The organism is Neorhizobium lilium (assembly GCF_004053875.1).
Taxonomy (GTDB): domain Bacteria; phylum Pseudomonadota; class Alphaproteobacteria; order Rhizobiales; family Rhizobiaceae; genus Neorhizobium; species Neorhizobium lilii.
Window position 1 is genome coordinate 635,177 of the sequence record NZ_SBIP01000001.1, and the last position, 24,852, is coordinate 660,028.

Annotated in this window: 25 protein-coding genes; 22 read left to right on the plus strand and 3 right to left on the minus strand. The window is 60.1% G+C overall.

What is annotated here, in order from left to right:
* Positions 1 to 13: 13 nt before the first annotated feature.
* The 3 genes from EPK99_RS02860 to EPK99_RS02870 all read left to right on the plus strand — a co-directional run bounded on the left by EPK99_RS02860 (position 14) and on the right by EPK99_RS02870 (position 2,433).
* Positions 14 to 898: a polysaccharide deacetylase family protein gene (locus tag EPK99_RS02860; protein WP_128441099.1), complete on the plus strand. Its 885-nt coding sequence runs from the start codon at positions 14 to 16 to the stop codon at positions 896 to 898.
* Complete coding sequence (locus EPK99_RS02865; RefSeq protein WP_128441100.1) at positions 891 to 1,646, plus strand: SDR family NAD(P)-dependent oxidoreductase; 756 nt, start codon at positions 891 to 893, stop codon at positions 1,644 to 1,646. The genes EPK99_RS02860 and EPK99_RS02865 overlap by 8 nt, the downstream gene beginning before the upstream one ends.
* A 223-nt stretch (positions 1,647 to 1,869) precedes the next feature.
* Positions 1,870 to 2,433: a hypothetical protein gene (locus EPK99_RS02870; protein WP_128441101.1), complete on the plus strand. Its 564-nt coding sequence runs from the start codon at positions 1,870 to 1,872 to the stop codon at positions 2,431 to 2,433.
* A gap of 23 nt (positions 2,434 to 2,456) precedes the next feature.
* Here EPK99_RS02870 and EPK99_RS02875 read toward each other — a convergent pair whose 3' ends face one another.
* Both EPK99_RS02875 and EPK99_RS02880 read right to left on the minus strand, forming a co-directional pair.
* The gene (locus tag EPK99_RS02875) at positions 2,457 to 3,167 is read right to left on the minus strand and encodes a response regulator transcription factor (RefSeq protein WP_128441102.1); all 711 of its coding nucleotides are present in this window, start codon (positions 3,165 to 3,167) and stop codon (positions 2,457 to 2,459) included.
* On the minus strand, positions 3,164 to 4,792 hold the full coding sequence (locus EPK99_RS02880; protein ID WP_164901676.1) for a sensor histidine kinase: 1,629 nt from the start codon (positions 4,790 to 4,792) through the stop codon (positions 3,164 to 3,166). The genes EPK99_RS02875 and EPK99_RS02880 overlap by 4 nt, the downstream gene beginning before the upstream one ends.
* A 395-nt stretch (positions 4,793 to 5,187) precedes the next feature.
* Between EPK99_RS02880 and EPK99_RS02885 the strand changes: the two genes are divergently transcribed.
* The 12 genes from EPK99_RS02885 to EPK99_RS02940 all read left to right on the plus strand — a co-directional run bounded on the left by EPK99_RS02885 (position 5,188) and on the right by EPK99_RS02940 (position 17,002).
* Positions 5,188 to 6,783 carry an FAD-binding protein gene (locus EPK99_RS02885; RefSeq protein ID WP_128441104.1) on the plus strand — a complete coding sequence of 532 codons (1,596 nt, stop codon included), beginning with the start codon at positions 5,188 to 5,190 and terminating at the stop codon, positions 6,781 to 6,783.
* Positions 6,784 to 6,844: 61 nt separating this feature from the next.
* Positions 6,845 to 7,384 carry a cupin domain-containing protein gene (locus EPK99_RS02890; RefSeq protein WP_128441105.1) on the plus strand — a complete coding sequence of 180 codons (540 nt, stop codon included), beginning with the start codon at positions 6,845 to 6,847 and terminating at the stop codon, positions 7,382 to 7,384.
* A complete protein-coding gene (locus EPK99_RS02895; protein WP_128441106.1) occupies positions 7,385 to 8,176 on the plus strand; it encodes an aspartate dehydrogenase domain-containing protein in 792 nt (263 codons plus the stop codon).
* Complete coding sequence (locus EPK99_RS02900) at positions 8,176 to 8,979, plus strand: alpha/beta fold hydrolase (RefSeq protein ID WP_128441107.1); 804 nt, start codon at positions 8,176 to 8,178, stop codon at positions 8,977 to 8,979. Before EPK99_RS02895 ends, EPK99_RS02900 begins: the two co-directional genes overlap by 1 nt.
* The gene (locus EPK99_RS02905; RefSeq protein ID WP_128441108.1) at positions 8,969 to 10,708 is read left to right on the plus strand and encodes a cobalamin-dependent protein; all 1,740 of its coding nucleotides are present in this window, start codon (positions 8,969 to 8,971) and stop codon (positions 10,706 to 10,708) included. The genes EPK99_RS02900 and EPK99_RS02905 overlap by 11 nt, the downstream gene beginning before the upstream one ends.
* Before the next feature lie 124 nt (positions 10,709 to 10,832).
* Positions 10,833 to 11,804, plus strand: coding sequence for a thiamine pyrophosphate-dependent dehydrogenase E1 component subunit alpha (locus EPK99_RS02910; protein ID WP_128441109.1), 972 nt, complete (start codon positions 10,833 to 10,835; stop codon positions 11,802 to 11,804).
* Position 11,805: 1 nt separating this feature from the next.
* Positions 11,806 to 12,780: an alpha-ketoacid dehydrogenase subunit beta gene (locus EPK99_RS02915; RefSeq protein WP_128441110.1), complete on the plus strand. Its 975-nt coding sequence runs from the start codon at positions 11,806 to 11,808 to the stop codon at positions 12,778 to 12,780.
* A 10-nt stretch (positions 12,781 to 12,790) separates the two neighbouring features.
* Positions 12,791 to 14,083, plus strand: coding sequence for an acetoin dehydrogenase dihydrolipoyllysine-residue acetyltransferase subunit (locus EPK99_RS02920; RefSeq protein WP_128441111.1), 1,293 nt, complete (start codon positions 12,791 to 12,793; stop codon positions 14,081 to 14,083).
* A gap of 31 nt (positions 14,084 to 14,114) precedes the next feature.
* Complete coding sequence (locus EPK99_RS02925) at positions 14,115 to 14,438, plus strand: NIPSNAP family protein (RefSeq protein ID WP_128441112.1); 324 nt, start codon at positions 14,115 to 14,117, stop codon at positions 14,436 to 14,438.
* 1 nt (position 14,439) lies between these two features.
* Positions 14,440 to 15,294: a hypothetical protein gene (locus tag EPK99_RS02930; protein ID WP_128441113.1), complete on the plus strand. Its 855-nt coding sequence runs from the start codon at positions 14,440 to 14,442 to the stop codon at positions 15,292 to 15,294.
* Positions 15,295 to 15,304: 10 nt separating this feature from the next.
* Positions 15,305 to 16,228 (plus strand): 3-hydroxyacyl-CoA dehydrogenase NAD-binding domain-containing protein, encoded by a 924-nt coding sequence (locus EPK99_RS02935; protein WP_164901677.1) that lies wholly within the window; start codon positions 15,305 to 15,307, stop codon positions 16,226 to 16,228.
* Positions 16,229 to 16,249: 21 nt separating this feature from the next.
* Positions 16,250 to 17,002: an SDR family oxidoreductase gene (locus EPK99_RS02940; protein ID WP_128441115.1), complete on the plus strand. Its 753-nt coding sequence runs from the start codon at positions 16,250 to 16,252 to the stop codon at positions 17,000 to 17,002.
* Positions 17,003 to 17,013: 11 nt separating this feature from the next.
* Here the strand turns inward: EPK99_RS02940 and EPK99_RS02945 are convergent, their stop codons facing one another.
* Positions 17,014 to 17,766, minus strand: coding sequence for a pyrroline-5-carboxylate reductase family protein (locus tag EPK99_RS02945; protein WP_128441116.1), 753 nt, complete (start codon positions 17,764 to 17,766; stop codon positions 17,014 to 17,016).
* A gap of 108 nt (positions 17,767 to 17,874) precedes the next feature.
* Here EPK99_RS02945 and EPK99_RS02950 point away from each other — a divergent pair, with 108 nt between their 5' ends.
* The 7 genes from EPK99_RS02950 to EPK99_RS02980 all read left to right on the plus strand — a co-directional run bounded on the left by EPK99_RS02950 (position 17,875) and on the right by EPK99_RS02980 (position 24,771).
* A complete protein-coding gene (locus tag EPK99_RS02950) occupies positions 17,875 to 18,648 on the plus strand; it encodes a GntR family transcriptional regulator (protein ID WP_128441117.1) in 774 nt (257 codons plus the stop codon).
* A gap of 140 nt (positions 18,649 to 18,788) precedes the next feature.
* Positions 18,789 to 19,898, plus strand: coding sequence for a branched-chain amino acid ABC transporter substrate-binding protein (locus EPK99_RS02955; protein WP_164901678.1), 1,110 nt, complete (start codon positions 18,789 to 18,791; stop codon positions 19,896 to 19,898).
* Positions 19,899 to 20,043: 145 nt separating this feature from the next.
* Positions 20,044 to 20,994, plus strand: coding sequence for a branched-chain amino acid ABC transporter permease (locus EPK99_RS02960; protein WP_128441119.1), 951 nt, complete (start codon positions 20,044 to 20,046; stop codon positions 20,992 to 20,994).
* Entirely contained in the window at positions 20,994 to 21,989 is a 996-nt protein-coding gene (locus tag EPK99_RS02965; RefSeq protein WP_128441120.1) for an ABC transporter permease subunit, read from the plus strand. The genes EPK99_RS02960 and EPK99_RS02965 overlap by 1 nt, the downstream gene beginning before the upstream one ends.
* On the plus strand, positions 21,986 to 22,816 hold the full coding sequence (locus tag EPK99_RS02970; RefSeq protein WP_128441121.1) for an ABC transporter ATP-binding protein: 831 nt from the start codon (positions 21,986 to 21,988) through the stop codon (positions 22,814 to 22,816). The genes EPK99_RS02965 and EPK99_RS02970 overlap by 4 nt, the downstream gene beginning before the upstream one ends.
* Positions 22,740 to 23,489: an ABC transporter ATP-binding protein gene (locus EPK99_RS02975; protein ID WP_245455606.1), complete on the plus strand. Its 750-nt coding sequence runs from the start codon at positions 22,740 to 22,742 to the stop codon at positions 23,487 to 23,489. Before EPK99_RS02970 ends, EPK99_RS02975 begins: the two co-directional genes overlap by 77 nt.
* Positions 23,482 to 24,771: an NAD(P)/FAD-dependent oxidoreductase gene (locus EPK99_RS02980; RefSeq protein ID WP_128441122.1), complete on the plus strand. Its 1,290-nt coding sequence runs from the start codon at positions 23,482 to 23,484 to the stop codon at positions 24,769 to 24,771. Before EPK99_RS02975 ends, EPK99_RS02980 begins: the two co-directional genes overlap by 8 nt.
* Positions 24,772 to 24,852 lie beyond the last annotated feature (81 nt).

Consider the following 24,852-nt stretch of genomic DNA (forward strand, 5'->3'; position numbering starts at 1 on the left):
GGGAGAACGACATATGGAACCCTGGGAATGGGACGAAGCGACCTGGCGCGGCAAGGTCGACAAGGTGCGGGCCGGCCGCTCGCTGAAGCCGAAGGCCTGGAAGAACGGCGCCCGCTGCGCCGTCGCACTCTCCTTCGATTCAGATCATGAGACCAACGAACTGCGCGACGGCGGCGAATCCATCGGCCGCCTTTCGCAAGGGCAATATGGCAACCGCCGCGGCGTGCCGCGTATTCTTGAGGCTTTGAAAAAAGCCGACGTTCCCGCCACCTTTTTCGTGCCAGCCGTTGCCGCCCTTCTTCATTCCGACGAGCAGAAACGTGTCATCGCCGAGGGCCACGAGATCGGTCTGCATGGCTGGATTCACGAGGTGAACACGAAAGTGCCACCGGAAAAGGAGCGCGACCTGCATCTGCGCGCCGCGGACACCATTGAAAAGGTCACTGGCGTGCGCGCCGTGGGTATGCGCACCCCATCCTGGGATTTTTCCAGCGTGACGCTGGAGATCGAGCGCGAACTCGGGCTTCTCTATGACAGCTCCCTCATGGCAGACGATGACCCCTATGAACTGGTCGAAGACGGCGAACCGACCGGTATGGTAGAGCTACCAGTCGAATGGATCCGCGACGATGCGGTCTATTTCAACATGAACCGCTTCACCGCTCACCGTCCCTACACACCACCGCCCGCCGTGCTTGACATCTTCAAGCGGGAATTCGATCGCGCCTATCAGGAAGGTGGCCTATTCCTTTTGACCATGCATCCACACGTATCCGGCTACCGCTCACGAATCTTCATCCTCGAAGAACTGATCCAGCATATCCACAGCCATGACGACGTATGGTTCGGCACACACGCCGAGATCGCTCTCTACGCCAAGGAGAACGCCGATGTCTGAGATGACCCGCAAAGTCGCGCTCGTCACCGGCGGCGGTCGTGGCATCGGTCGCGCCTGTGCGCTGGATCTCGCAAAGCACGGCTTCGATATCGTTCTTGTCGATCTGATCGAAGACGATTTGGCGCGAACGGCAGCAGAGATACGCGAACTCTCCCACGAAGTACTCACTTTCGTCGCCGATGTGCGCGACTACAAGCGTGCTGCAGAGATTGTAGCAGAGGTCGACGCGACGTGCGGGCGGATCGACGTGCTGTTCAACAATGCCGGTCGCCCCATGCCGAAGGGCATCGAGGATATCTCAGAGGAAGAGTTCGACGCCACCATAGAGATCAACCTCAAGGGAGCTTTCAATTACATCCAGCCGACGGTCCCCGTCATGCGCCGGAATGGCGGCGGGCGGATCATCAACATGTCGTCGATGAACGCCCATACCGGCGGCGTGACCAGCGCCGTCAGCAAGTTTTCCTATACCGCCGCCAAAGCCGGCATTCTGGGGATGACAAAGGCACTCGCCAAGGAGCTTGCGCCAGAGATCGTCGTCAATGCCATATGTCCCGGTGTTATCAAGACCGAGCGGTCGAACGCCATGATAGACGCACGCGAATCGCAACTCGCGGCAGGCATCGCGATGAAACGGGTCGGAACGCCACAGGATGTCGCAAGCGTGGTCACGTTCCTTGCAATTTCAGAGCCGAATTTCCTGACCGGTCAGGATATCCAGATCGATGGCATGCAGTGGGTACGTTGAGAGATAATATCGCCTTGATGGGATACGAACCAGCAACGCCTTTTTTAGATGAGTTCGTGGTGCTGTTCACGGACCTAAGACAAACCCGCAGATCGTTGGATCTGGCCGCACGCAACTGTAATCTTCTGTCCATCGTCTGTTCATAAAGCAGCCACGCCCGTTTCAGAGTTGGAGCCCATATTCCTGTTGTCGCTCTCAACGAGCAATTAAACAGGAGAAACATATGCGCTGGATAGCCAAGGCGGCTGCCGTAACCGGAACCGTTCTGCTTATGACTGCCGGTGGCGTGAACGCCGTCGAAATCCACAACGGATCCATCAGCGAAGCTGAAGTCCTTACGACACAGAAAGCCTGGGGCGACGCTCTCGTCGCCATCTCGCGTGAATATGACGAGAAAGGCGTGAAGCCAGCCCAGGATTTGGCAGAGAAGGTCATCGATGCGGCCTATGGATACCAGCTGGGTCCAGTCCTTTTCAAACCGACGCTGACGCAAGAGCCTCAGACCTTCAGAACCGATCGTGAGGGTGCGCTGTCCTATTTTGTCGGCCACAACCCGAAATACCCCGCCGATACCGGCTTTGCTCTGAAGGGATGGCGTGAAGTCGAGGTCAAGAACGCAGCCATTCTTCTTGATGGCGAATACGCAACCACACTCGGCAAGGTATCCTTTACCGACAAAGATGGGAAAGTGACGACCGTCGATAAATCCTGGACTTTCAAGAAAGATGACGAGGGGACGATCCGTATCGTCCAGCACCATTCCTCGCTGCCTTACGCCACCAAGTAACATGCTTCGGGAGCAGCCAGCGGTTACTGACCTTTTTCAAGGCGGTAGCCGATGCCCCGAACAGTGGTGATGCAGGATCGACCGTCTGGAGAGCGGTCGATCTTTGCGCGCAACCGGCGCACGTAGACATCGACGACATTCGTCAACGGATCCTCGCCGGTTCCCCAGATATTCGCCAAAATCCGTTCCCGGCTGAGCACTCGCCCGGGGGCGGACATGAAGAGTTCAAGAAGTGCCAGTTCTTTGGCAGTCAACGATATCTCGCTGCCCTCGACCGTGACGCGCATGGAATCCCGGTCAAGTTCCAGGACGCCGACAAGCAGCTTCTTCGCCCCGAGCGGGCGCAGGTCGATCGGGCGGCGCATAAGCGCCTCTATTCGTGCCAGCAATTCCTCAAACGAGAACGGCTTGACAAGATAATCGTCAGCCCCCATTCGCAACCCCGAAATACGGTCACTCACCGAACCAAGGGCTGTCAGCATCAAAATAGGAGCCGATATCCCGCTCGCACGAAGCGTCTGGCAGACATCGGAGCCGTTTATGATCGGCAGCATGACATCGAGCAGAACAGCACCGTTCGCACCTGTGGAGCGCCATTCCTGCCACAGCTCATGGGCTCGTTCGATGCCGGTCGGACCATCGCGGGCAACGGTGACGCCGTAACCTTCCGCACGCAATCCGCGTTCCAGAAAGTCGGCCACTCTGGGATCGTCTTCGATAATCAGTATGTTCAATGTGTCGTCTCCACCACAGGTTCCGGGACGGTACGGTCTTCCAGCAAAGGCAATCGAAACATAGCCCTCGTCCCCTGCTCGCTGTCGCTGGAAAGGGTGATGGTGCCATCGTGCGCAGTGGCCAGATGTCTGGCGATAGACAACCCAAGTCCTGTGCCTTCCGGGCGATGAAGCCTAGCATTTTTGCTCCGGAAATTGCGTTCGAACACATGTGGAAGCGCATCGGCCTCAATACCTATCCCGTGGTCTTGAACAACCAGTCGCCACGTGTTTTCGATAACACGGGAACTGACTTCGACGTGACCATTGTGAGGTGAATAGCGGATGGCGTTGTCCAGCAGAATAGCGATGACCTGCCTTAATCGAAGCGCGTCGCCGGTTACGATCGTCTCTGTATCCTCGATGTCCGTCGTAATCGTAATGCTTCGTTGATTGGCCAAAGCTGCAGCGCTCAGCAACGCTTCTTCAAGCGGACTCGCAATATCGATTGGCTCCGTGTTGAGCGCCAATGTCTCGTCTTCGCTTCGCGACATCATCAGGAGATCGTCGATCAAACCTCCCATCTGGCTGGCCGCCTGGCCGATACGCCCAAGCGATGCGCGATAATCGTCATCCGCTTTCTGCCCGCGCAAAGCGATCTCCGCTTCACCACGGATTGCAGTGGTAGGTGTGCGTAATTCGTGACTAATATCGGCCAACAGACTGCGACGACGTCCCTCCGAGGCGCGCAATCTTGATAAGGCATCCTCAAGTGCAGATGTCCGCTCCCTGACCTGTTGTTCGAGGACAATTCGGTGGTTGGCCTCCTCGTTTCTGCGCAGCAAAAGTTCGGACGCCATGCGGTTGATGCTGGTGGCAAAGCGGCCGAACTCGTCAGTCGTCGTCACAGGGATCCGATGCTCAAGCTGACCGGACTCGTAAGCTTTCGCCCCCTCCGACATCTGCTGCAAAGGTCGCCGGATTGCTTCGGCGATGACATAGGCCAACCCCATGCCGATAAGCGCAGTGATGAACGTCATGACAGCAAGGACACGATTAAGCTGCAAGAGTGCAGCATCTGCATTGGCACGCTTGATGCTGAGTTGCGATCTCTCTTTGGCGATTGTGCTGTTAAGCACTTCACGCAGGTCGCGCCCTGCTCCCTGGTCGAAGACAGTTTCAATAGAGGCCCATGCGGTTCGGGCATCCTCTGCTCCCACATGTGACTTGATGTCTTCGATGGCAGGCTTCAACGCGATGACGCTGCCTGATAGAAGCTGCAAAGCCTCATCGCGGGCATCGTCGTCATCGATGGGCGCACCGGCCAGATGATCGAATTCATGTGTCTCTTTGCTGATGCGCTGAAGCTGCTCGATGGTTGCGGCCAAGTGAGCGCGTAGTATTTCCCCATCGCCGGGCGCATGCTCCGCGCCAATCAACGTGCGCAGTGACCATGCACGCAGCCGCTGCTTGGTTGCGGAAAGCTCCAGCAAGCCGGAAAGCAGATCCCCCGCGTAGCGACCGCGAATGACCTGTTGCTCTGCTTCGGTCGCGATGTGACGATTGAGAAGACCTTGAGACATGATAAGAATGGCGAGAACCCCGAATGCCGAAACCAGCCGAATCGTAAAGTCAAACCGCCGCATCGTCATCGCTCTCCATTACCGAACCACTTGGCCTTTGGCATCCCATCCCTAAGCTGCTGGTCATATCGCATCATGGATCGTTCTTAGTCGTCAAGCGCTCTGACAACGAGGGTTTTGAAGTTCGACCAGGCAACAGGGCACGATATCATCGATATCGGGAGGACGAAGGCTGATGGTGAGGCAGTTCTTCCCCGAGTAGACTTTGGCTAAGGTCGGTGGCACCGTTAGCTTTTAGGATCACGTCCATCCAGGCGATGGTCGCACCTCAAGAACCAAAATCATCTATGCAAGCCGAGCACGAAAAACCCATAATTACAAAAGTGTCGACAGATAAGTAGACAGATGAAAAATCTCGTCCCATACTGCCTGAAAGGAAGTCGGGGAATGAGGTTGTAATGTTTGACGTTGTCGTTATCGGCACAGGGTCGGCTGCGTGTTCAGCGGCGCTTCGCTCAGCAAAGGGCGGCCTTAAGGTCGTTGCGATCGAAAAGAGCGGGCTGCTCGGTGGCACGTCAGCGATGTCGGGTGCAGGGGTCTGGATTCCGGCCAATCACATTGCCGCCGCCGAAGGCATTTCCGACAGCAAGAAGGACGCAATCGATTATTTGCGCGCTGTGCAGACGAGTGAGTGGGTCGAGAAGGAAGATGTCAGACATCAGTCCTTTGTCGAGCATGCGCCGGAAATGTTGAAGTTCCTGTCCGCAAACACGCCGCTGAATTTCAAGCTCATCGACGAGCCGGACCCCTATGTCGAGGCGCCCGGCGGCAAGGAATACGGCCGGATGCTTTCGCCGATGCCTCTCAGCCGCAGGATCGTCGGCAAATATGCCGGCCGGATGCGGCGCTCCACGCTGCCGCATATCTTCACCTACCAGGAAAACGTGAAGCTCGATCTTTACCATCATCCGATCCTGGCCGGCTTGAAGATGTGGCCGAAGCTTCTCTGGCGGTGGCTGACGAATTCCGGCGGGCAGGGAACGGCGTTGATGACCGGGCTTATCAAAGGGTGCCTCGACGCTGGCGTCACCTTCAGGCTTGAAACAAGGGCCGTTCGCCTTGTGCAGGACGAGAGCGGTCGCGTCACCGGTGTCGAAGTCGAGAGCGACGGCCAGAAGGAAATCATCTCCGCAATCCGTGGTGTCGTCATCGCCTCAGGCGGCTTCGAGTGGGACAAGGAAATGCGCGAGCGCCATTTTCCGGGACCTTTCGATCGCATCGGTACGCCATCCACCAATGAGGGCGATGGCCAGAAGCTCGCGGCCGCTGCTGGGGCTCATCTTGACAACATGGATCAGGCGAACGTCTATGTCTGCCTGCCGACCCGATACGAGGGCAAGCGATACGGCCTGCCCGTCAACTTTCTCTACGAGCCGCACTCCATCGTCGTGAACCGCCATGGCAAGCGTTTTATCAGCGAGGCGCATTTCAATATCGGCGAGGCGATCGATGTCAGAAATCCGGATGGCTCGCCTGTGCAGCTGCCATGCTATCTCGTCGGCGACCATCGCTTCATGCTGACTTCCCTGCCCTTCCGCTGGTACGCTTCCTATGAACCAGACTGGGTCAAGAAGGCCGATACACTGCATGAACTGGCCACCAAGCTCGGCCTACCCGCCTCCGAACTGAAGCAATCCATCGCGCGCTGGAACGAACTCTGCGCCAAGGGCCATGACGACGATTTCCACCGCGGCGAAGCGGCCTGGGAGCGGAAGAAGGATGGCGGACAGGTGCGTCTGATGCCGATCGACAAGGCACCCTATATCGGCATGTCGGTCAACCGCTCGATCATCGGGACCAAAGGCGGGGCGCGCACCAACGAATTCGGACAGGTGCTACGCGAGGATGGCTCGATCATCACCGGCCTTTACGCGGCAGGCCTTGCCATGGCCAATCCGATCGGCACCCGCGCCGTCGGTGCCGGCACGACGCTCGGGCCAAACCTCACCTGGGGGTACATCGCAGCCGAGACCATGCTTCGCCAGAATCGATAGGCTGGCGGAGGCCCCTGGCTGATCCGAACTCACGACCTACCTCTTGTTAAAAGGCAGCACGATGGAAGACACCGAAAAAGCTAAGCTTCCGCCTGGCGTTCATATCTCGACCGCAAATGAGCGCGAGAGCTACTGGCAACCTGTGCCGGCAAACGGCCACATCGACGTGGCGCTGGCCCCACACATCGTACCGATGGATTATCCCTTCGGTCTCGGCACCCAGTCGGTGGCGCCGGGCGGCTATGTTCGCGAGCACACACATGATCGCAACGAGGAAGCCGTCTATGTCATCGAGGGCCATGGCCGCGCTGTCGTCGAGGGTAAGGAGTTTCCGATCGGGCCGGACAGCGTCATCTTCCTGCCGAAAAACATGCGCCACATGTTCATCAATGATGGCGAGACGCGCCTGCGCTGGGTCTGGCTGATCGTGCCCAATGGCCTGGAAGACTTCTTCCGGCTGATCGGCAAGCCTCGCAAGCCCGGCGATCGCGTCCCCTCGAATTTCCCGCGGCCGGAAAACGTCCTCGAAATCGAGCGGCAGACCGTGTTCGGCGCTGATCTTGCGGACAAGTTCGATCCGCTGGAGCAGGGCAGGGAATAAATGGCATCTCTTGAACCAGCCACCGCCGGACTGATCGGCTTCGGCGCCCTCGCTCGGCAGGTCGTTGCCGCGCTCGGTGACGAGCCGATCCGCTGGGTTGCGCTGGTTCGCGAGGGTTCTTCATCCAGGGTCCCGGAGAACGTTGCCAAGGTTATCGTGCTGGATGGCCTGATCAGCAGGAGACCGGCGCTGGTCATTGAAGCAGCGGGACAGGAAAGTGTTTTCACCCATGTACCGGCCTTGCTGGAAGCCGGCATATCGGTTCTCGTAGCATCGATGGGTGCACTGGCCGATCCCGAGATTGCTGGCAGGATTTCTGAAGCCAGAGCAAGGTCCGGCGCGCGCCTCATCATTCCCTCGGGGGCGATCGGCGGACTGGATTATCTCGCGGCCGTGTCGCGGTTGCCGGATGTGCAGATACGCTATCGCCTGAAAAAGCCTCTGGCTGCATGGCGCAGCGAGCTGGCGGCGCTGGGACTGTCTGATACCAAAATTTCTGTCACCCTGTTCGAGGGCACACCGGCGGAAGCTGCCAGGCTTTATCCAAAGAACTTGAACGCGGCCTTCACCGTCGCATTGACCGTTCATCCGGCCCAACTCACCGTGGCTGTCGTTGCCGATCCGGATATCGATACCAATATTCACGAGATCGAAGCCGAGAGCGCTGTGGGCCACGCCACCTTCCGCTTCGCCAATGCACCTTCCCTGGATAATCCCAAAACTTCTGCGGTGACAGCGCTGAGCCTGGCTGCATCCATCCGGAATTTCCTCGGCGATGGAGCGAGACGCTGATGCCATTTCATGTCGCGCCAGACGGCTGTCGGGTTCACTATGAGACCTTCGGGGATCGCGGCCCGAAAATCCTGCTTACACCCGGGCTTGGCGGCGACGGCCGTTTCTGGACCGGAGTAGTACGCGAGCTTGAACATGAATTCCGCTTGGTTGTCGTCGACCATCGCGGTGCCGGCCGCAGCGACAGGCCGGCGAGCGGCTATTCTATCGGGCAGATTTCGGCGGATGTGGCCGGTATCGTTGCCCAAGAAGGCGGCCCGATGCACGTGGTCGGCCACTCCACCGGCGGGGCGATTGCCCAGACATTGGCCCTCGACTATCCGGACAGCGGCGTAAGCTATACGATCAGCAGTTCATGGGCGCGCGCCGACGAGCGGTTCCGCACCGTTTTTCTCGCACGCGCGGCCCTATTGGACGCCGGGCTTGCAGAAGCGTACCAACGGTTGACCCATGTATTTGGCCACGAAGCCGTCTATCTCGAGCTTCATGCCGAAAGTCTTGAAGCTGCTGTAGCGGCGGCGAACACGGCGCTTGCGCCATTCAAAGTGACCGCTGCCCGCGTCCGCATGCTGCTCGAACACGATCGCCTCGACGACCTGAAGCACATTGCAGCACCTGTGCAGGTCATCGCCGCAGAGGGCGATATCCTGACCCCGCCGGAGCTGTCCCATATTATTGCAGCCGCTATCGCCCGCGCGGTCCTGACTACCCTGCCCGGAGCGCACTTCCACCCACAGGCAAGGCCCGTGCAATTCGCCGACGTGATCCGCCGTTTCGTGACCGAGGTTACCCATGACAGCTGATACCTCCCCCATCCTGATCGACCCGCGCATGAAGCCCGGTGTCGATCTCCTCAGCGCCGGCCGAGCCATGGCCCGGGACTGGCGGCTGGGCACGTGCCTGTTCATGACGGAGAAGAATGTTACCTCCGAGGCCGAATGGAAGCGCAAGGGTACCGCCGAAGGCCGCATCATGCAGCATGCTCATATAGGCTTTCGCGATGTCAACCGCACCATAGATGCCATCCGCACCGTCTATGAAACGAGCGCCAAGGCTGGCGTTAGCGTCGATCGCTTCGGCATCACGCTCGACTGGTCCATGGGATATCCGGAAGCAATGCGCGCCAAGGCATCACGCGGAACGGGTATCGTGCTGACCGGTGCGGAAGACTTTGCGCGGATCACCAATGCGGCCCCAGCCGCGGCCCACTTCGGCGATTTCATGCTCGGTCTGCCGGGGGCAATCGAGAACACCTGCGCCGCTGTTGCCGCCGGCGCTTCCTCCATCGGCAATCTTGGCCAGTACTTCACCTTCCGCCTGCCCTACTGGGATGATGATGTGGCAACGACCGAGACGACGGTTACCGCGCTGGGCCTGATTGCCGCGCAGGAGCAGACCGTTCTCGTCCACTCCAATCTCGATGACGGCTTTGCCGGCCTTTTCATCGACATGGCCTGCGCACTCGGCATGGTCATCGTCGAGAAGCACATCATCGAGGATCTGATCGGCGCGCGCCTTGCCCATTGCTACGGCCACCATTTCAGCGATCCGCTATCGCGCGCGGCGTTCCATGCAGCCCTTGTCAGGGTCAACGATACGCCTGGCACCATGATCTTTGGCAACACCGTTGCCTATCAATCGACGCCGGCCGCCAATTACGCCAGTCTTGCCAGCTACCTGCTCGCCGATATCGTAGCCCTTGGGCGCTGGCCATCGGGCCATGCGATCAATCCGGTCCCGGTCACCGAAAACCAGCGCATACCTGATGTCGACGAGATCATCGATGCCCAGGCCTTCGCCAGCCGCATGACTTCGCACGCCCCCTTCTATGCCGCCGTTCTGGACTGGGAAAAGATCGAGGCGATGGCGGATGTACTCGTCGAAGGCGGGCAACGCTTTGCTGCATCGGTTCTGTCAGGCATGGCGGAACGCGGCGTCGATATCACCGACCCCGCCGCCCTGATGCTGGCAATCCGACGCATGGGACCAAAGCGCATGGAGGCGCTGTTCGGCCCTGGCCTGGAGACAGGCCGTAGCCGCAAGCCGCTGATCCACGCCGAATGGGCGCGAGAACTGAGCCAGAAAGCTGCCGGCTGGGTCGAGATGCAGAAACCGCTTGATGGCAAGCGCCGTCCGCTGGTGTGTATCGGCACAACCGATGTCCATGAGCATGGCAAATATCTCGTCGAGCAGGCGCTGGAAGGGCTGGGCGCCGATCTCGTGGATGCCGGTGTCGCCATCGACCCGGAGACACTGGTCGCCAGTGCAAAAGCCACCGGCGCCAGTATCATCGCCATCAGCACCTATAATGGTGTCGCCCTTTCCTACGCCAAAGCGGTGAAAAAGGTGATGACCGAGCAAGGGATCGATCTACCCGTCATCATCGGCGGCAGGCTGAACGAGATACCGAAGGATTCGAACTCCGGCCTTCCCGTGGATGTCCGCTCTGACGTGGCCGAACTCGGATGCCTGCCCTGCGCGGATCTCGACGAGATGCTGGCTGCGCTTCGCGCCAGCCTGCCTGTCGACTAAGCGGCAAGGGCTTCAAAACACACCTCGGAAAAAATGTTGCACGCCATGAGATCTACAGGCAGGAATGGCTTGTAAAGTGTCGACACTTTTGTATTAAATTTGGAATGACATTGAGGAGGGGCTCGTGAAGAACACGCCTTCGGTTGAAGAACACCTCGAAATCTACCGGAAGATGCTGATGGTCCGCCACCTTGAAGAGGGGCTGGGCGCATTGCACAAGGAAGGCCGCACACGCGGGCCGATCCACCGTTGCGACGGCCAGGAAGCTGTCGGAATCGCGGCCACTGCCGTGCTGGAAGCCGGCGACAAGGTCACGACGACCCATCGCGGCCATGCCGTGTATATTGGCAAGGGCATGGAGTTGCGGCCGGTGATCGCAGAAATCTTCGGCCGTGAGACAGGCGCCTGCGCCGGACGCGCCGGCCATATGCTGGTGGCGGATGTGGAAAAGGGCGTCATCGGCGGCAATGCGATTGTCGGCGCCGGCATTCCGGCGGCCACGGGCATGGCGCTTTCAATGCAGGTGATGGGCCAGCCGAACGTCGCCATGTGCGTCTTCGGGGATGGCGCGGCCCAGACTGGCATCTGTCACGAAGCCATGAACATGGCCGCTCTATGGAAGCTGCCGGTCGTTTTCGTTCTGGAGCACAATCAGTTTGGCCTGACCGTGCCGTCCGATGTGCAGTCCTCGGTCAAGGACATCTCCATTCGCGCTGCCGGCTACGGCATGCCCTCCGAGATTGTGGATGGCAATGATGCAGTGGCTGTCTATCGCGCTGTTGGTGCCATGGCAGAGCGCGCTCGCCGCGGCGAAGGTCCTGGCATGATCGAATGCAAAACCTATCGCCTCGAAGGCTTTTCGACCTCCGATATGGGTGGCTACCAGACAAAGGAAGAGATCGCCGCCTGGAAAGCTCGCGACCCATTGAAGATTTCCCGCGATGCGCTAACGGCCGATGTCGACGAAGCAAAGCTTGTTGAGGTCGAGGCCAAGGCCAAGGCCGACGTGGACGAGGCCTTCGCCACCGCCCTTTCCGATCCGATGCCGCAGTTTGCCATCGACGAAGCATGCAATCCCTACAGCGAGGCGCACTGACATGGCCCTGATGCGATACGCCGAAGCCTTGAATGCCGCACTGCGCGAAGAGATGGCTGCCGATCCCTCCGTGTTTCTCTTTGGCGAGGACATCGGCCGCTACGGCGGCGTCTTCAAGGTGACCAAGGGGCTAATGGAAGAATTCGGTGAAAGCCGGGTGCGCGATACACCGATCTCCGAGCAGGCGATGACGGCAATGGCCGTGACCGCCGCCATGACCGGAACGCGGCCTGTGCTCGAGATCATGTATGCCGACTTCATTCCCCTGTCGCTTGATGCGCTGGTGAACCAGGCCTCGATCTACAATTACATCTGGGACGGCAAGGTGAAGATGCCTTTCGTCCTGCGCACGCAGGGCGGCGGCGGCTCGGGTGCCGGCGCGCAGCATTCCAAGGCGCTGGATTCCATGCTGGCCCATATTCCGGGTATTAAGGTGGTGGCACCCTCCACGCCTGCCGATGCCAAGGGCATGCTGAAGGCCGCCATCCGGGACGACCAGCCAGTTGTCTTCCTGGAACACAAGCTCCTTTATAATGTTCGTGGCGAGGTGCCTGACGGCGACATCATCGTGCCGCTCGGCAAGGCGGCGACGCTGCGCGAGGGTAAGGATGTCTCCCTTTTCGCCACATCCAAGATGGTGGTAGAAGCAGTCAAGGCGGCCGATCTGTTGCAGGCTGACGGCATTTCTGCTGAGGTGATCGATCTTCGCTCGCTGCGCCCGCTCGACGTCAACGCAATCGTCACCTCGATTTCCAAGACGCATCACGCGGTGGTCGTCAACGAGGGCTGGCGGTTCTGCGGTTATGCAGCAGAGCTGTCCGCGACGATCATGGATTTCGCCTTCGACGAGCTGGATGCGCCGGTTGCGCGCGTCACGCTGCCGGACATGCCGATCCCGTATTCCGAACCTCTCGAAATCGCGATGCTGCCGAATGCGGACAAAATCCGCGCTGCCGCCCTCGCCACGCTGAAGTGAGGGAACAGGCATGGCAAATCACCCCATCAGCATAGAGAGCGCCGGCGGCGAATACATGGAGGCCGTTCTTGTCGTCAGCTGGGCTGCCAAGCCCGGCGACCGGGTGAAGGCCGGCGACCTGATCGTGACGGTGGAAACGGCCAAGGCCGCAACCGAGGTCGAAGCCAGCCATGACGGATGGCTCACCCGGATCGATTTTGCCGAAGGACAGGAAGCGCCCGTCGGTGCGGTTCTCGGATTGATTTCCGATACGGAAGAGATGGCAACGGAACCGATCGCCAGCCAGCCGGATCCGGTATCAGCGGCAGGCACGTCTGGTTTGGAAAACGCCTTTGCAGCCCCGGTAGCCGCCTCGACACCTCGTGCCACGGATGACCGCATCATCGCCAGCCCCCTCGCGCGACGGATAGCCCGTCAGGCCGGGATCGATCTCGCTGGGGTAACCGGCACCGGACCGAATGGAAGGATCAAGCAGCGCGACGTTGCCAGGGCGCTTGATCCGCATCCTGCGCCTGCAAGGCCGAAAGGTCTTTCATCGACATCTGGCGCCGCTGGAATCATGGCAACCGGATCGCGTTTGATACCGATCGTCCTGCTGCATGGCTTCGGCGCCGACAAATCCGCCTGGCGACAGGTCTTGCCACTGCTAGGCAAGGACATTGAGACACTGGCGCTCGACCTGCCCGGTCATGGATCAAGTACCGACCAGCCGGCAGACAGCATCGAACAGCTGGCGTATTGGGTCTCTGACAAGCTTGAAGCCGAAGGTATCGAGCACGTTCATCTCGTTGGCCATTCCCTTGGTGGCGCCACTGCATTGGCGCTGACGAGCCTCGGCCGGGTTGCCGTCCAATCGGTGACATTGTTGGCACCAGCTGGGCTTGGACCGGAGATCAACGGCAGCTTCATCACCGGCTTGACCCGCTCGGAAACACCAGATGCTCTCGAGCGCTGGCTGACCCTAATGCTGGGCGAGAATGCGGCCTTGCCTCAGGGCTATGCCGCCGCCGTCATCCGGCAGATAGAAAAGATCGGCAACCGCGGAGCCCTCGAAGCGCTGGTAGGTAGGCTCTTCGCCCACGACACCCAGGCGTTTGACATGGTGCCCGCGCTGAAGGCGCTGTCGGTGCCCACCCGGATCATCTGGGGCCGCTCGGATCGCGTTATCCCGGCAAGCCATGCCGCACGCGCGCCGGACTTTGCGGCAGTCCATCTGCTTCCAGGGGTCGGGCATGTCCCCCAGATGGAAGCGCCGGCCCTGACGGCCAGGCTGATCATGGAAACGGTGCGCAGCACCGGCTGAATGTGAATTCAACGAGAGCAAGGAGCAGATAATGATCTTCGACCATCGCACCTACACCGCCAAGCCGAACATGCTGCCGAAGTTTCTCAAGCTTTATGAGGAAGTCGGCCTGCCAATGCAGCAGCATTATCTTGGCCAGCCCTTTGGCTTTTTTCAAACCCATATCGGCGACCTTTCGCGCACCGTGCACCTCTGGAAATACGACAGCCTTGCCGACCGTGAAGCCCGTCGCGACCGGATGGAAGCGGATCCGGAATGGCAGGCCTACCGCCTGAAGGTCATCGAGACAGACTATCTGCTGAACATGCAGAACCAGATCCTGAAACCTGTCTCCTTCTTCAACCTGGATAAGTAATATGCAACTTCTCTTCTCGGCCGAAGAGCAGAGCTGGCCGATCACGCTGACCGGAGATGCCCAGCGGACCCGCAGCGCCATGCTGCGGACCCTGCCGCTCGAACTTCAGCTTCACACCCCGAAAATCGCCGGCAGCCATATCTACTGGCACGCGCCCTTCGTCGAGGATGTGGAAGGCGCGACCCATGTGCTGGATGCCAAGGCCGGCGCTTTCATCTACTGGCCGGTCCGCCAGTTCCTGGAAATCACCTTCGCGCCGCTGCAGGCCGAGACAGCCCAAGTGACCGTGCTCGGCCATCTCGATGCACCAATCGAAGGCATAACGGCGCTGGCAGCAATATTGAAGCGGGACCAGGGTCGGCGGATTCTCTCCGGCAGCCTGACGCTGACCGAGGGCGAGATGCCTGCCCCGGCTCCGGCATCCGGCTTGCCATCGGACATTCTCGAAGCCCGCGCCCGGCTGTGGGCCGCATATCCCGAGGATATTTCCCGCGTGACGGCTTCCCGTGCGATCATGCACCCTGCGGGGCCTGTCTTCGCCGCGGAAGCCGAGGCACGCGTGCTACACGAACTGCTCTGGTGGATCCGCGTCGAGCGCAGCCAGCGTGACGAGCAGGTGCTGCGGCAGATGGCGGCCCTGGCGCTCAACAAATGCGCCACCCGGCTCCGTGACTTCTGCCACATGGAAGAAACCCCGAAGCTGCTTTTCAGGCTGGAAGCCGCCATGGCCGAACCGCTTGCCTTCGACACCCTGCTGGATGAGGCAATCATCATCGCGGGCCGCGTCGGCGCATGGCTTGATCTCCTCATTCCATGGAACGACCTCAACGAGGCGTTTCGCAAGGCGCTTGATTAGGAAAACGCTCATGCAGAAGCTTACGATTGGCGTGGTCGGCTTTGGCGTCATCGGCCAGCGATGGGCCGCGGCCTTTGCCCATGCGGGCCATGATGTTCGCGCCTTCGACCCTGATCCGGCGCGCGAAGCGGACTATGGTCAGACACTGCACGACCTGATGTCGGATCTGGATGCGCTTGGCGCCACGAACGCGACGCGTGGCAGGATCGAATTCTTCACCTCGCTTGCGGAAGCGCTTTCTGGCGTCGACTTCGTCCAGGAAAATGGCCCGGAAAAGATCGAACTGAAGCGCAAGCTACTGGCCGAAATCGAGAACCATGTCGGCGATGAGGTAGTGATTGCGTCTTCCTCCTCGGCGCTGCTCGTGACCGACATGCAGACTGAATGCCGGGTTCCCGGCCGCATCGTGCTTGGCCATCCGTTCAATCCGGTGCATCTGATGCCGCTAGTGGAAATCGTCGGTGGCACACTGACGGCGCCCAAGACGCTTCAGCGGGCAAAGGTCATCTATGACGAGATGGGCAAGAAGGCCGTGGTGCTCAACCGCGAGATCACCGGCCATCTGGCCCTTCGGCTGATGGGCGCCATGTGGCGCGAGGCGATTGCCCTTGTCCGGGATGGCGTTGCCTCCGTCGAGGATGTCGATCGCGCCTTCATGTACGGCCCGGGACCGAAGTGGACTCTGCAAGGGTCCTTCATCTCCAACCAGCTGAATGCAGCCGGCATGGAGGACTTTCTCAGGAAATATGGCCCTACCTATCAGGCGATCTGGGACACGCTGCTGGATGCGAAGCTCGATGAAGCGACCATCCGTGCCGTGGCTACTTCCACCGCCGATGCGGTGAACGGCCGAAGCCAGGAACAGCTGAAGTCAGAACGTGAAGCGGGCCTTATCACCATGCTGCAGGGCGTCGCCAGGCACGGCGCGCTGTAACATCACCCAAGGAGCTGTCGGATGGACTATCGCAATGCACTTGTCACCGGCGCCTCAAAAGGCATTGGCGCTGCCATATCGGCAGCGTTGGTCAAGGAAGGCATCATAGTTCATGGCCTCGGCCGGGATCGCGCGGCGCTTGATGCGCTTGCGGATCAACTGGGACCCGCTTTCCAGCCTCTTGCTGCCGACGTCCGGGATCATGCCGGTATTGCGGATCTGCTGGGCGATACCGAGATGGACATTCTTATCAACAACGCCGGCGGCCTTTCGACCGTCCGCCCGCTGCACGAGCAGACGGCCGAGGAAACCGCAGAGGTCATTGCCCTAAACCTCACCGCACCACTGCAGCTGATCCGCATGCTGCTGCCCGGCATGATCCAGCGCCGGAGCGGGCACATATTCAACCTCACGAGCACCGCCGCCTCTGCCGTCTTCCCGGGCACGACAGGCTACGGCGCTGCAAAAGCCGGTCTCTCCCATGCAGGACGGGTACTGCGCTACGATCTGGCAGGGAAGGGCGTGCGGCTGACGGAAATTGCGCCAGGGCGGGTCGAAACGCAGTTCTATCTCAAGGCCTTCGAAGGCGACAGCGAGACATTGCATGAGAAGATGTATACGCACCAGCGACCACTGCATCCCGAGGACATCGCGGCCGTGCTGATATCGACGATAAAGCTTCCTTCGCATGTCGACGTCGCCGAAATGATCGTCTCGCCAAGCGAGCAGGCGGCCGGCGGCCATACCTATCCTGTTGCTCAGCGTCGGGAATAGGGGAAACTTCCTCAGGCTGGTTCGGCAGTCAGCTTCGAAAGCACGGCCTCGCAAGCCGCCTGCCATGCCTGAGGCTGCCCGCGATCAGCGAGAACCTGCAGGCCGAGCTCAGTGATTCCGCCGGGAGTTACCAGTTCCGTCAACATCGCCTCCATCGACTGGTCCTTCTCGGCAATCAGCCGCCCTGCCGCCACGAAGGTTTGGGCAACCAGCTGGCGCATTGTCTGCGGGTCAGTTCCTTGTTGCGTACACCACTCGGCACTCCGACGGATCAGATCCTGTGCCCAGCCGTAGATGGCCGCATTGACGGTTGCCACCTCGAATTCCTGTTCGCTGCGCAGCGCCATGGCGGGTCCGATGCGCTCGACGAGCTGGCGGGCCTCCGGAATATCCGGGAAGAAGATCGTGGGGCTCGCATTGATTTCCGCAGCTGTCAGTGGCATCGCCCGCGATAGGCGTGCCGGGGCAACAGGCAGGTCCCCCAATGGAACGCCGGCGCAGACGGAGACGACGACTTGGCCAGTCCGCCACGGAAGCCCGGCAACCGCACTGGCGGCGTCCGCAGGGCGCACGGCAAGCAGCACGACATCCGCCCTGACGACAAGATCTCTGGCGTCCCTGCACACCTCAAGACCATAGCGGGCGGCGATTTCCACCGCCTTGCCGCGTGGCGAAAGCAGGATCGTGTCCGTAATTCCCGACCGCACAAGGCCAGCCAGAATGGCGGATGCCAGATGGCCGACACCCAGAATTCCAAGGATCATCACAAACTCCCAGCTTGAAATCTTGCGCTTGCGCTCGGCGCAAGGTTGATAAAGAACGTTGCATAACTATCTGTCGACACTCGATTTCGACGAACCGACCGGGGCACCATGACTGAGACGAGCGAACCCACTCCCACCGATATCCTGCCGTCCGGAGCGGAAATCGAAACGAGGCGATCCGCAGATGGCAGCGAGCGGGCCTACAACACCATCCGCAAGCTGCTCGTCGAATTCAAGCTGAAGCCGGAGGAGCGGATCAACGAGGTGCATCTCGCTAAGACTCTCGGCGTTTCCCGCACCCCGATCCGCGAGGCGCTGAACAGGCTGGCCTCGGAAGGCTTCGTCTCCCTGACGCCCAATCGCGGCTTCTTCGTGCGCAGTCTCAGCACCGAAGGCCTTCTCGATCTGTACGAACTGCGTTCCATCATCGAGTGTGCCGCTTTTCGTTTGATGTGTGACCGTGCCGACGACGACCAGATCGACAGGCTGCGCGGCTACTGGGATGCGATCGTCGATGGATACCGGGATCATCCGCCGGATGTCATCCTGACGGAGGACGAAGGGTTCCACCTTCTCATCGCCGAACTCTCCGGCAATCCGGAACTGTTCAACCAGCTGTCGGCAATCAATGCCCGTATCCGCTTCATCCGTCGCATCCAGATTGAGCACCGGAGCCACAACAAAAATCAGGTCTCGTCCCATTCGGCGATCGTTGCGGCGGCGATCCGGCGGGATGTGGAGGGCGGCGTGGAATTGCTGCGGCAGCATATCGAAATGACCGTATCGGCTACGCAGCAGGCGCTGAAGGACGCCCTGCTGAAGGTGTTTTCTCCAAGCGAGCCGACAGCACGAAAGCATCGCGGCCGGCCTCGCAGTGCCTAACAATTAGACGATGAATAAATTGAACGCAATAGTGTCGACACTTTCTTGACGTGCCCCTCAATGTCTGCTTCCATGTCTTCATCGACACGAAGACCGGAACGGCCTGTCGAATGCGATCGGCTAAACACAAGGGGAACACAATGAAGTTCATCGTCTCGCTCTCTTTCGGCGTATCTCTCATCGCCGCACCTTCTTTCGCCAAGGATGTGACCATCGGTCTGGCCGGCCCGCTTTCGGGTCCGCAGGCCTATTTCGGCTCGACCTGGCACAATGGCTTCAAGCTCTACATAGACAAGCTGAACGCTGCCGGCGGCGTCAACGGCACCACGGTCAAGATCGACCAGGAAGACGACAAGGCCGACCCGCGCGAAGGCACGCTCGTTGCCCAGAAATTCTGCGACAACGAGGATGTCGTCATCGGTCTCGTGAACTTCAATTCCGGCGTCGCGCAGTCCACGCTGCCGATCTATGAAGATTGCACGCTACCGACCATGACCTTCGGCTCGAACCCGGCGCTGACGCAACAGGGCTACAAGTACATGGTCCGCCCTGTCGCCAATGACTTTGCCGGCGCGCTGCTGCCGGCCGAATATGCGCTGCAGAAGCTCGGGGCCAAGTCCGCCATCGTCGTCAACGACAAGCAGGTCTTCGGCCAGGGCATCTCCGAAATTTTCGGCAAGAACTTCACTGCTGGCGGCGGCAAACTACTGGACACGCTGTCCGTTGCCCCGACCGACGTCGATTTCACCGCCGTGCTCGCACAGATCAAGACCAAGAACCCTGATGTGATCTATCTCGGCGCGGTCATGCCGCAGCTGGCGCTCTTCGCCAAGCAGATGCACGAGCAGGGCGTCAAGGCCACGCTGCTGGTTCCGGATGGTGGCTATACGCCTGACTACATCTCCCAGGCTGGCCACGCCAACGTCCAGGGCTCGCTGGTCGCCGTCCAGGCCCCGCCGATGGATGCATCGCCGGCAATCGCCGACTTCGCCAAGCAGTACAAGGAGAAGTTCGGCTCGGAAGCCGGTCCTTACTCCATCTACGGCTATGTCCAGGGCCAGATCCTCGAAGCCGTGCTGAAGAACGCCAAGGGCCTGACGCGCGCCGACATGAACACGGGGCTTCACAATGTGAAGGTCGACACCGCCATCGGCCACCTCGAGTTCGACGATGTCGGCGAGCTCAAGGTCGCACCTTCCTACCTCTACAAGGTGGATGGCGACAAGTTCACGCTGATTGGCCAGAAATAAGCTAGTGTCGCATCCGGCCGGAGACCCCGGCCGGATCTTCATCGCGCAGCCAGCCACAGGTCATACCCGTGGGCGCGACTGCGTATTCTTACCTCGCCATACGCCGTCGATCCCCAGATCACCGGCGCCTGCTGACGGGATTGCGATGCTGGGTACAATCATTCAACAAACCGTCAATGCCCTGACGATCGGCTCCATCTACGCGCTGATCGCCCTGGGCTACACGATGGTCTACGGCGTCCTGCGCATGATCAACTTCGCCCATGGCGAGATGTTCATGCTGGGCGCTTACGCCGCCTTTCTCGGGCTTTCCATATTCATCGGCGATATCGGCGGGGCCGGAGCCTTTGCGCTGACGGCCATCTTCTTCGGCGCCGTCATTGCCGTCGGCCTCGTCGGTGTCGGCATCGAACGGATCGCCTACAAGCCGCTGCGCAATTCGACGCGGCTCGCCCCGATGCTCTCCTCGCTGGGCGTCTCGCTGTCGCTGGTGACCGGCATCCAGATCCTGGCCGGCCCGCAGCCAGTTGGCTTCCCGAGCTTCTTTCCGGCAACACGCCTGGATGTGCTCGGCGGCACGGTAACGCTCGTCCAGATCGGCATTCTCATCGCGGCCTTCGTGCTGATGTTCGGCCTCTACATGCTGGTCAATCGCAGCCGCGCCGGCATCATCGTCCGCGCCGTCTCCGAAAGCCGGCCGACGGCACAGCTGCTTGGGATCAACGTCAATCTGGCGATCTCGCTAGTATTCTTTTCCGGCCCGCTTCTGGGTGCAGCCGGCGGCATTCTTTATGCCAGCTATTACGGCATCATGTCGCCATCCATGGGCGCCGTCATCGGCTTGAAGGCCTTCACGGCAGCCATTCTCGGCGGTATCGGCTCGATCCCTGGTGCAATGCTGGGTTCGTTCATCCTCGCTTTTGTCGAGGTGGCGGGCACTGCCCTGCTGCCCATCGTCTCCGGCGGGATACTCGGCACGGAATATCGTGATGTCCTCTCCTTCACCATTCTCATCCTCGTCCTTCTCGTCCGCCCGGCCGGCATTCTCGGAACGCCGGTCTCGGAAGAGAGCATGGTCTATAAGAGGGAGTTCTGATGTCCTCCACTGACACCACCATGCAATCGATACCACGCACAGGCAGGCTCGTGCCGATCGTCGTCTTTATCGTGGCGATTGCGCTCATTGCCCTCACACCCTTTCTCGGCAACTACTACATCCGCGTCGTCAACGGCCTGCTCATCTATATTCTCCTGGGGATCGGGCTGAACATCGTTATCGGCTATGCCGGATTGCTCGACCTGGGCTTCGTCGCCTTCTATGCCGTCGGCGCCTATACCTATGGCCTGCTTGCCAGTGCGCAGCTGGGAATACACCTGCCCTTTCTGCTCATCGTACTTATCGCAGCCCTCCTTGGCATGCTGGTCGGCATTCTGCTTGGCGTTCCCGTGCTGAAGCTCAGGGGCGACTACCTTGCCATCGTCACGCTCGGCTTTGGCGAAATCATCCGCATTCTCGTCAACAATGTCGACTGGCTCACCGGCGGACCGAAAGGGATCGCACGCCTAGACAAGGCATCGATCTTCGGCATCGAGATCGCCAGGCCCGTCGATTTCTACTGGCTGCTTCTGGTGACCGTGTTCATTGTCGCGACCATTGTCTGGCGCATGGAGAAATCCATTCTCGGCAAGGCCTGGGCAGCCATCCGCGAAGACCAGGACGCGGCCCGTGGCATCGGCATCAACACCACTAATGCCAAGCTGGCCGCCTTTGCCACCTCGGCTACCATTGGTTCGATCGCCGGCGTCATCTTTGCCGCGTCGCAGCGCTTCGTCAGCCCCGAAAGCTTTTCGCTGCAGGAATCCGTGCTCATCGTGCTGATGATCGTGATTGGCGGCATCGGCAATATTCTCGGCATCATTGCCGGTGCGGCAATCCTCATTCTGTTGCCGGAAGTGCTCCGGGAATTCGCCGAATGGCGCATCCTCTTCCTAGGGCTTCTGATGATCGCTTTGATCATCCTGCGGCCGGCGGGCATCGTGCCGCGCAGCTTCGGGCCTGAACGACTTATTCGGGGGCTCTTCGGAAAATGACACTCGTCTTCGACAATCTCCGCAAGCAATACGGAAACAACGTCGCGATCGATGCCGTCTCCACCCGCTTCGAACCGGGCCTGATCCACGGGATCATCGGCCCGAATGGTGCCGGCAAGTCGACGCTGATCAACATGACTGCCGGATCCTACACGGTGTCGGCGGGCTCTATCAGCCTGGATGACAGGAAGCTGAGCGGCCTGAAGAAATACCAGATCGCCAATGCCGGCATAGCCCGCACCTACCAGAACATTCGCCTCTTCGACCAGATGACCGTTCTGGAAAATCTGGAAGTCTGCTTCTATCCGCAGGAAGTCGGGCAGACCTGGAAAGAAGTGATCTGGCCGCCCTTTGCTAAGAAGCGCGAGGCGAGGCGACAAGATGCGTGCATGGAGCTGCTTTCCTTCTTCAACCTGCAGGGCTACGCCCACGCCTATGCCGGCAGCCTTCCCTACGGACGTCAGCGAATGCTGGAAATCGCCCGTGCTCTGGTGACCAACCCGAAGGTCCTGCTGCTCGACGAACCGGCTGCCGGGCTCAACCACCACGAGACGGCGGAGCTGACGGCGAAACTGTCCGAGCTTAAGTCGCAAAATCGCGTCATGATCATCGTCGAGCATGACATGGATCTTGTCATGGCCCTGTGCGATCGCATCGTGGTGATGCATCATGGCAAACTGCTTTTCCAGGGAACGCCCGGCGAAGTCCAGGCGAGCTCCGATGTTCAACTTGCCTATCTAGGAACCGCCAATGACATCGACGACATCAAGGCCGCTGCTCAAGATCGCCGGGCTCAACTCGGGATACGGACGCGTCAGCGTTCTTGAAGGCGTCAATCTCGAGGTCGATGAACGCGAGATTGTCGTCATCCTCGGGCCGAACGGCGCCGGCAAGACCACGCTGCTGAACTCGATTTCCGGCGTTGCCAAAGCGACGGCCGGAACCATCGAGTTCGACGGCAAGGCGATTACGGGGGCGCGGCCCGAACAGGTCGTGCGCATGGGCCTTGCCCACTGCCCCGAGGGCCGGCAGATCTTCCAGCGGCTGACCGTGGAAGAAAATCTGGTGGCCGCGCATATAGGCCGTGGCGGCAAAAGCTTCGAAGCACTTAGAAACGAGGTCTTCGAGCTGTTTCCGATCCTCAAGGAGCGCCGCAACGGCATGGCGAGCCGCATGTCTGGCGGCCAGCAGCAGATGCTTGCTATCGGCCGCGCCCTGATGGCCGAGCCCAAACTTCTAATGCTTGACGAGCCGTCGCTTGGCCTGGCGCCGAAGATTATTCAGCAGATCTTCCACATCATCCTGAATCTCTCAAAGTCCGGCATCTCCATCCTGCTTGTCGAGCAGAACGTACAGCTTGCGCTGGAATGCGGCGACTATGCCTACCTGCTGAATACCGGCCGCGTTCGCCTGCACGGGCCGGCGCAGAAACTCGCAACTCATTCCGATATTGGCGACCTCTATCTCGGCGGCGCCACGGAGGAGACCCTCCATGTTTGATGTCGACTGGAAGACGCCGCATCTCTGGCGCAAGACCGCTAAAACGCGAACGACGGCTCCGAGCCTCAAGGGTGATCTCAAGACCGACGTCCTTGTCGTCGGTGGTGGCTTTACAGGCATGGCATCGGCTCTCGGCGCCCGCGACGGCGGCGTGAATGTCATCATGCTCGAAGGCAACGAGATCGGCTCATCCGCCTCGGGGCGCAACAATGGCCTCGTCATCTCGCACCATTCCAAGGCTTCGCCATCGGAGTTCGAGGCGGCCTATGGGAAGCAATATGGCGAGCGCTACAACGGGATGGTCGCCCAGGCGGCGGGCGTGGCCTTCGGGCTCATGCAGCGGTTCAACATCGATGCGCACCAGGTGCAGCAGGGCTGGATCCAGCCGGCCCACACCGAAAAAACCCTGGCGCGTGCCCGGCAATTCCACGACGAGTGGAAGGCTTTCGGCGCGGATGTGTCGTGGCTGGACCAGGACGAAGCGACGGCGCGCATCGGCAGTCCCTATCTGGGTGGCTGGCTGGTCAACAATTCCGGCCACATCAACCCTTTCGCCATGACGGTCGGCCTTGCCGGCGCGATCGAAAGCGAGGGCGTGGCGATCTTCGAAAACTCGCGCGCCCTGCGGATGGAAAAAGTGGATGGTGGCTGGCGGGTGCATACCGCGTCGGGCAGCGTAACGGCGCCTCAGGTCGTGCTGGCTACCAACGCACTGACCAACGATATCTGGCCGGGACTGAAGCGGACGCTCATCCCCTTCAAGGTGTTCCAGGCCGCTACCAATCCCCTGCCCGAAGAGCTCCGCAGCCAGATGCTGGTGGGCAATCCCGCCGTATCCGACATGCGCAATGATCTGCGCTATTTCCACTACGACGTCGACAACAGGCTGGTCAGCGGTGGAACGCACACATTCTGGCTCAACGAAGCCGATCGCGGGCGGACCAAGGTTGCGGCCATGCTCGAGAAGGCTTTCAAGGCCTTCGGTGGTAAGCCTGAAATGAAGGAGTACTGGCACGGCACGTTTGCTGTTGTCCCCGATCGTCGACCGCGCCTTTATCGACTGGCGCCGGGCGTTGTCTTCGGTGGGGTCTATTCCGGACGCGGCGTGGCACTCTCAATGTCCCTTGGCCAGGAGATCGGCCGCTGGGCGGCTGGCCGGCGCACCGATGACCAGATGCCGCTTCCGGTGACAGACATGAAACCGGTACCGTTTCATCCCATTGCGGTGCAGATGGCAAACAGGATGCATTCCTGGAACCGGCTGCAGGATCGTAGTAATTGAATTCAAATCCATTTGATCGACCACATAAAGAGGTTCGATTAACCTAAAAGCGGATGCACCAGCGGCTCAGACCATAGGAAG

What these genes read in the sequence shown, in the direction of transcription:
- EPK99_RS02860 (WP_128441099.1), top strand. Translation starts at nt 14, where the DNA reads ATGGAACCCTGGGAATGGGACGAAGCGACCTGGCGCGGCAAGGTCGAC.
- EPK99_RS02865 (WP_128441100.1), top strand. Translation starts at nt 891, where the DNA reads ATGTCTGAGATGACCCGCAAAGTCGCGCTCGTCACCGGCGGCGGTCGT.
- EPK99_RS02870 (WP_128441101.1), top strand. Translation starts at nt 1,870, where the DNA reads ATGCGCTGGATAGCCAAGGCGGCTGCCGTAACCGGAACCGTTCTGCTT.
- EPK99_RS02880 (WP_164901676.1), bottom strand. Translation starts at nt 4,792, where the DNA reads ATGCGGCGGTTTGACTTTACGATTCGGCTGGTTTCGGCATTCGGGGTT.
- EPK99_RS02885 (WP_128441104.1), top strand. Translation starts at nt 5,188, where the DNA reads ATGTTTGACGTTGTCGTTATCGGCACAGGGTCGGCTGCGTGTTCAGCG.
- EPK99_RS02890 (WP_128441105.1), top strand. Translation starts at nt 6,845, where the DNA reads ATGGAAGACACCGAAAAAGCTAAGCTTCCGCCTGGCGTTCATATCTCG.
- EPK99_RS02895 (WP_128441106.1), top strand. Translation starts at nt 7,385, where the DNA reads ATGGCATCTCTTGAACCAGCCACCGCCGGACTGATCGGCTTCGGCGCC.
- EPK99_RS02900 (WP_128441107.1), top strand. Translation starts at nt 8,176, where the DNA reads ATGCCATTTCATGTCGCGCCAGACGGCTGTCGGGTTCACTATGAGACC.
- EPK99_RS02905 (WP_128441108.1), top strand. Translation starts at nt 8,969, where the DNA reads ATGACAGCTGATACCTCCCCCATCCTGATCGACCCGCGCATGAAGCCC.
- EPK99_RS02915 (WP_128441110.1), top strand. Translation starts at nt 11,806, where the DNA reads ATGGCCCTGATGCGATACGCCGAAGCCTTGAATGCCGCACTGCGCGAA.
- EPK99_RS02920 (WP_128441111.1), top strand. Translation starts at nt 12,791, where the DNA reads ATGGCAAATCACCCCATCAGCATAGAGAGCGCCGGCGGCGAATACATG.
- EPK99_RS02925 (WP_128441112.1), top strand. Translation starts at nt 14,115, where the DNA reads ATGATCTTCGACCATCGCACCTACACCGCCAAGCCGAACATGCTGCCG.
- EPK99_RS02930 (WP_128441113.1), top strand. Translation starts at nt 14,440, where the DNA reads ATGCAACTTCTCTTCTCGGCCGAAGAGCAGAGCTGGCCGATCACGCTG.
- EPK99_RS02935 (WP_164901677.1), top strand. Translation starts at nt 15,305, where the DNA reads ATGCAGAAGCTTACGATTGGCGTGGTCGGCTTTGGCGTCATCGGCCAG.
- EPK99_RS02940 (WP_128441115.1), top strand. Translation starts at nt 16,250, where the DNA reads ATGGACTATCGCAATGCACTTGTCACCGGCGCCTCAAAAGGCATTGGC.
- EPK99_RS02945 (WP_128441116.1), bottom strand. Translation starts at nt 17,766, where the DNA reads ATGATCCTTGGAATTCTGGGTGTCGGCCATCTGGCATCCGCCATTCTG.
- EPK99_RS02950 (WP_128441117.1), top strand. Translation starts at nt 17,875, where the DNA reads ATGACTGAGACGAGCGAACCCACTCCCACCGATATCCTGCCGTCCGGA.
- EPK99_RS02955 (WP_164901678.1), top strand. Translation starts at nt 18,789, where the DNA reads ATGAAGTTCATCGTCTCGCTCTCTTTCGGCGTATCTCTCATCGCCGCA.
- EPK99_RS02960 (WP_128441119.1), top strand. Translation starts at nt 20,044, where the DNA reads ATGCTGGGTACAATCATTCAACAAACCGTCAATGCCCTGACGATCGGC.
- EPK99_RS02965 (WP_128441120.1), top strand. Translation starts at nt 20,994, where the DNA reads ATGTCCTCCACTGACACCACCATGCAATCGATACCACGCACAGGCAGG.
- EPK99_RS02970 (WP_128441121.1), top strand. Translation starts at nt 21,986, where the DNA reads ATGACACTCGTCTTCGACAATCTCCGCAAGCAATACGGAAACAACGTC.
- EPK99_RS02975 (WP_245455606.1), top strand. Translation starts at nt 22,740, where the DNA reads ATGACATCGACGACATCAAGGCCGCTGCTCAAGATCGCCGGGCTCAAC.
- EPK99_RS02980 (WP_128441122.1), top strand. Translation starts at nt 23,482, where the DNA reads ATGTTTGATGTCGACTGGAAGACGCCGCATCTCTGGCGCAAGACCGCT.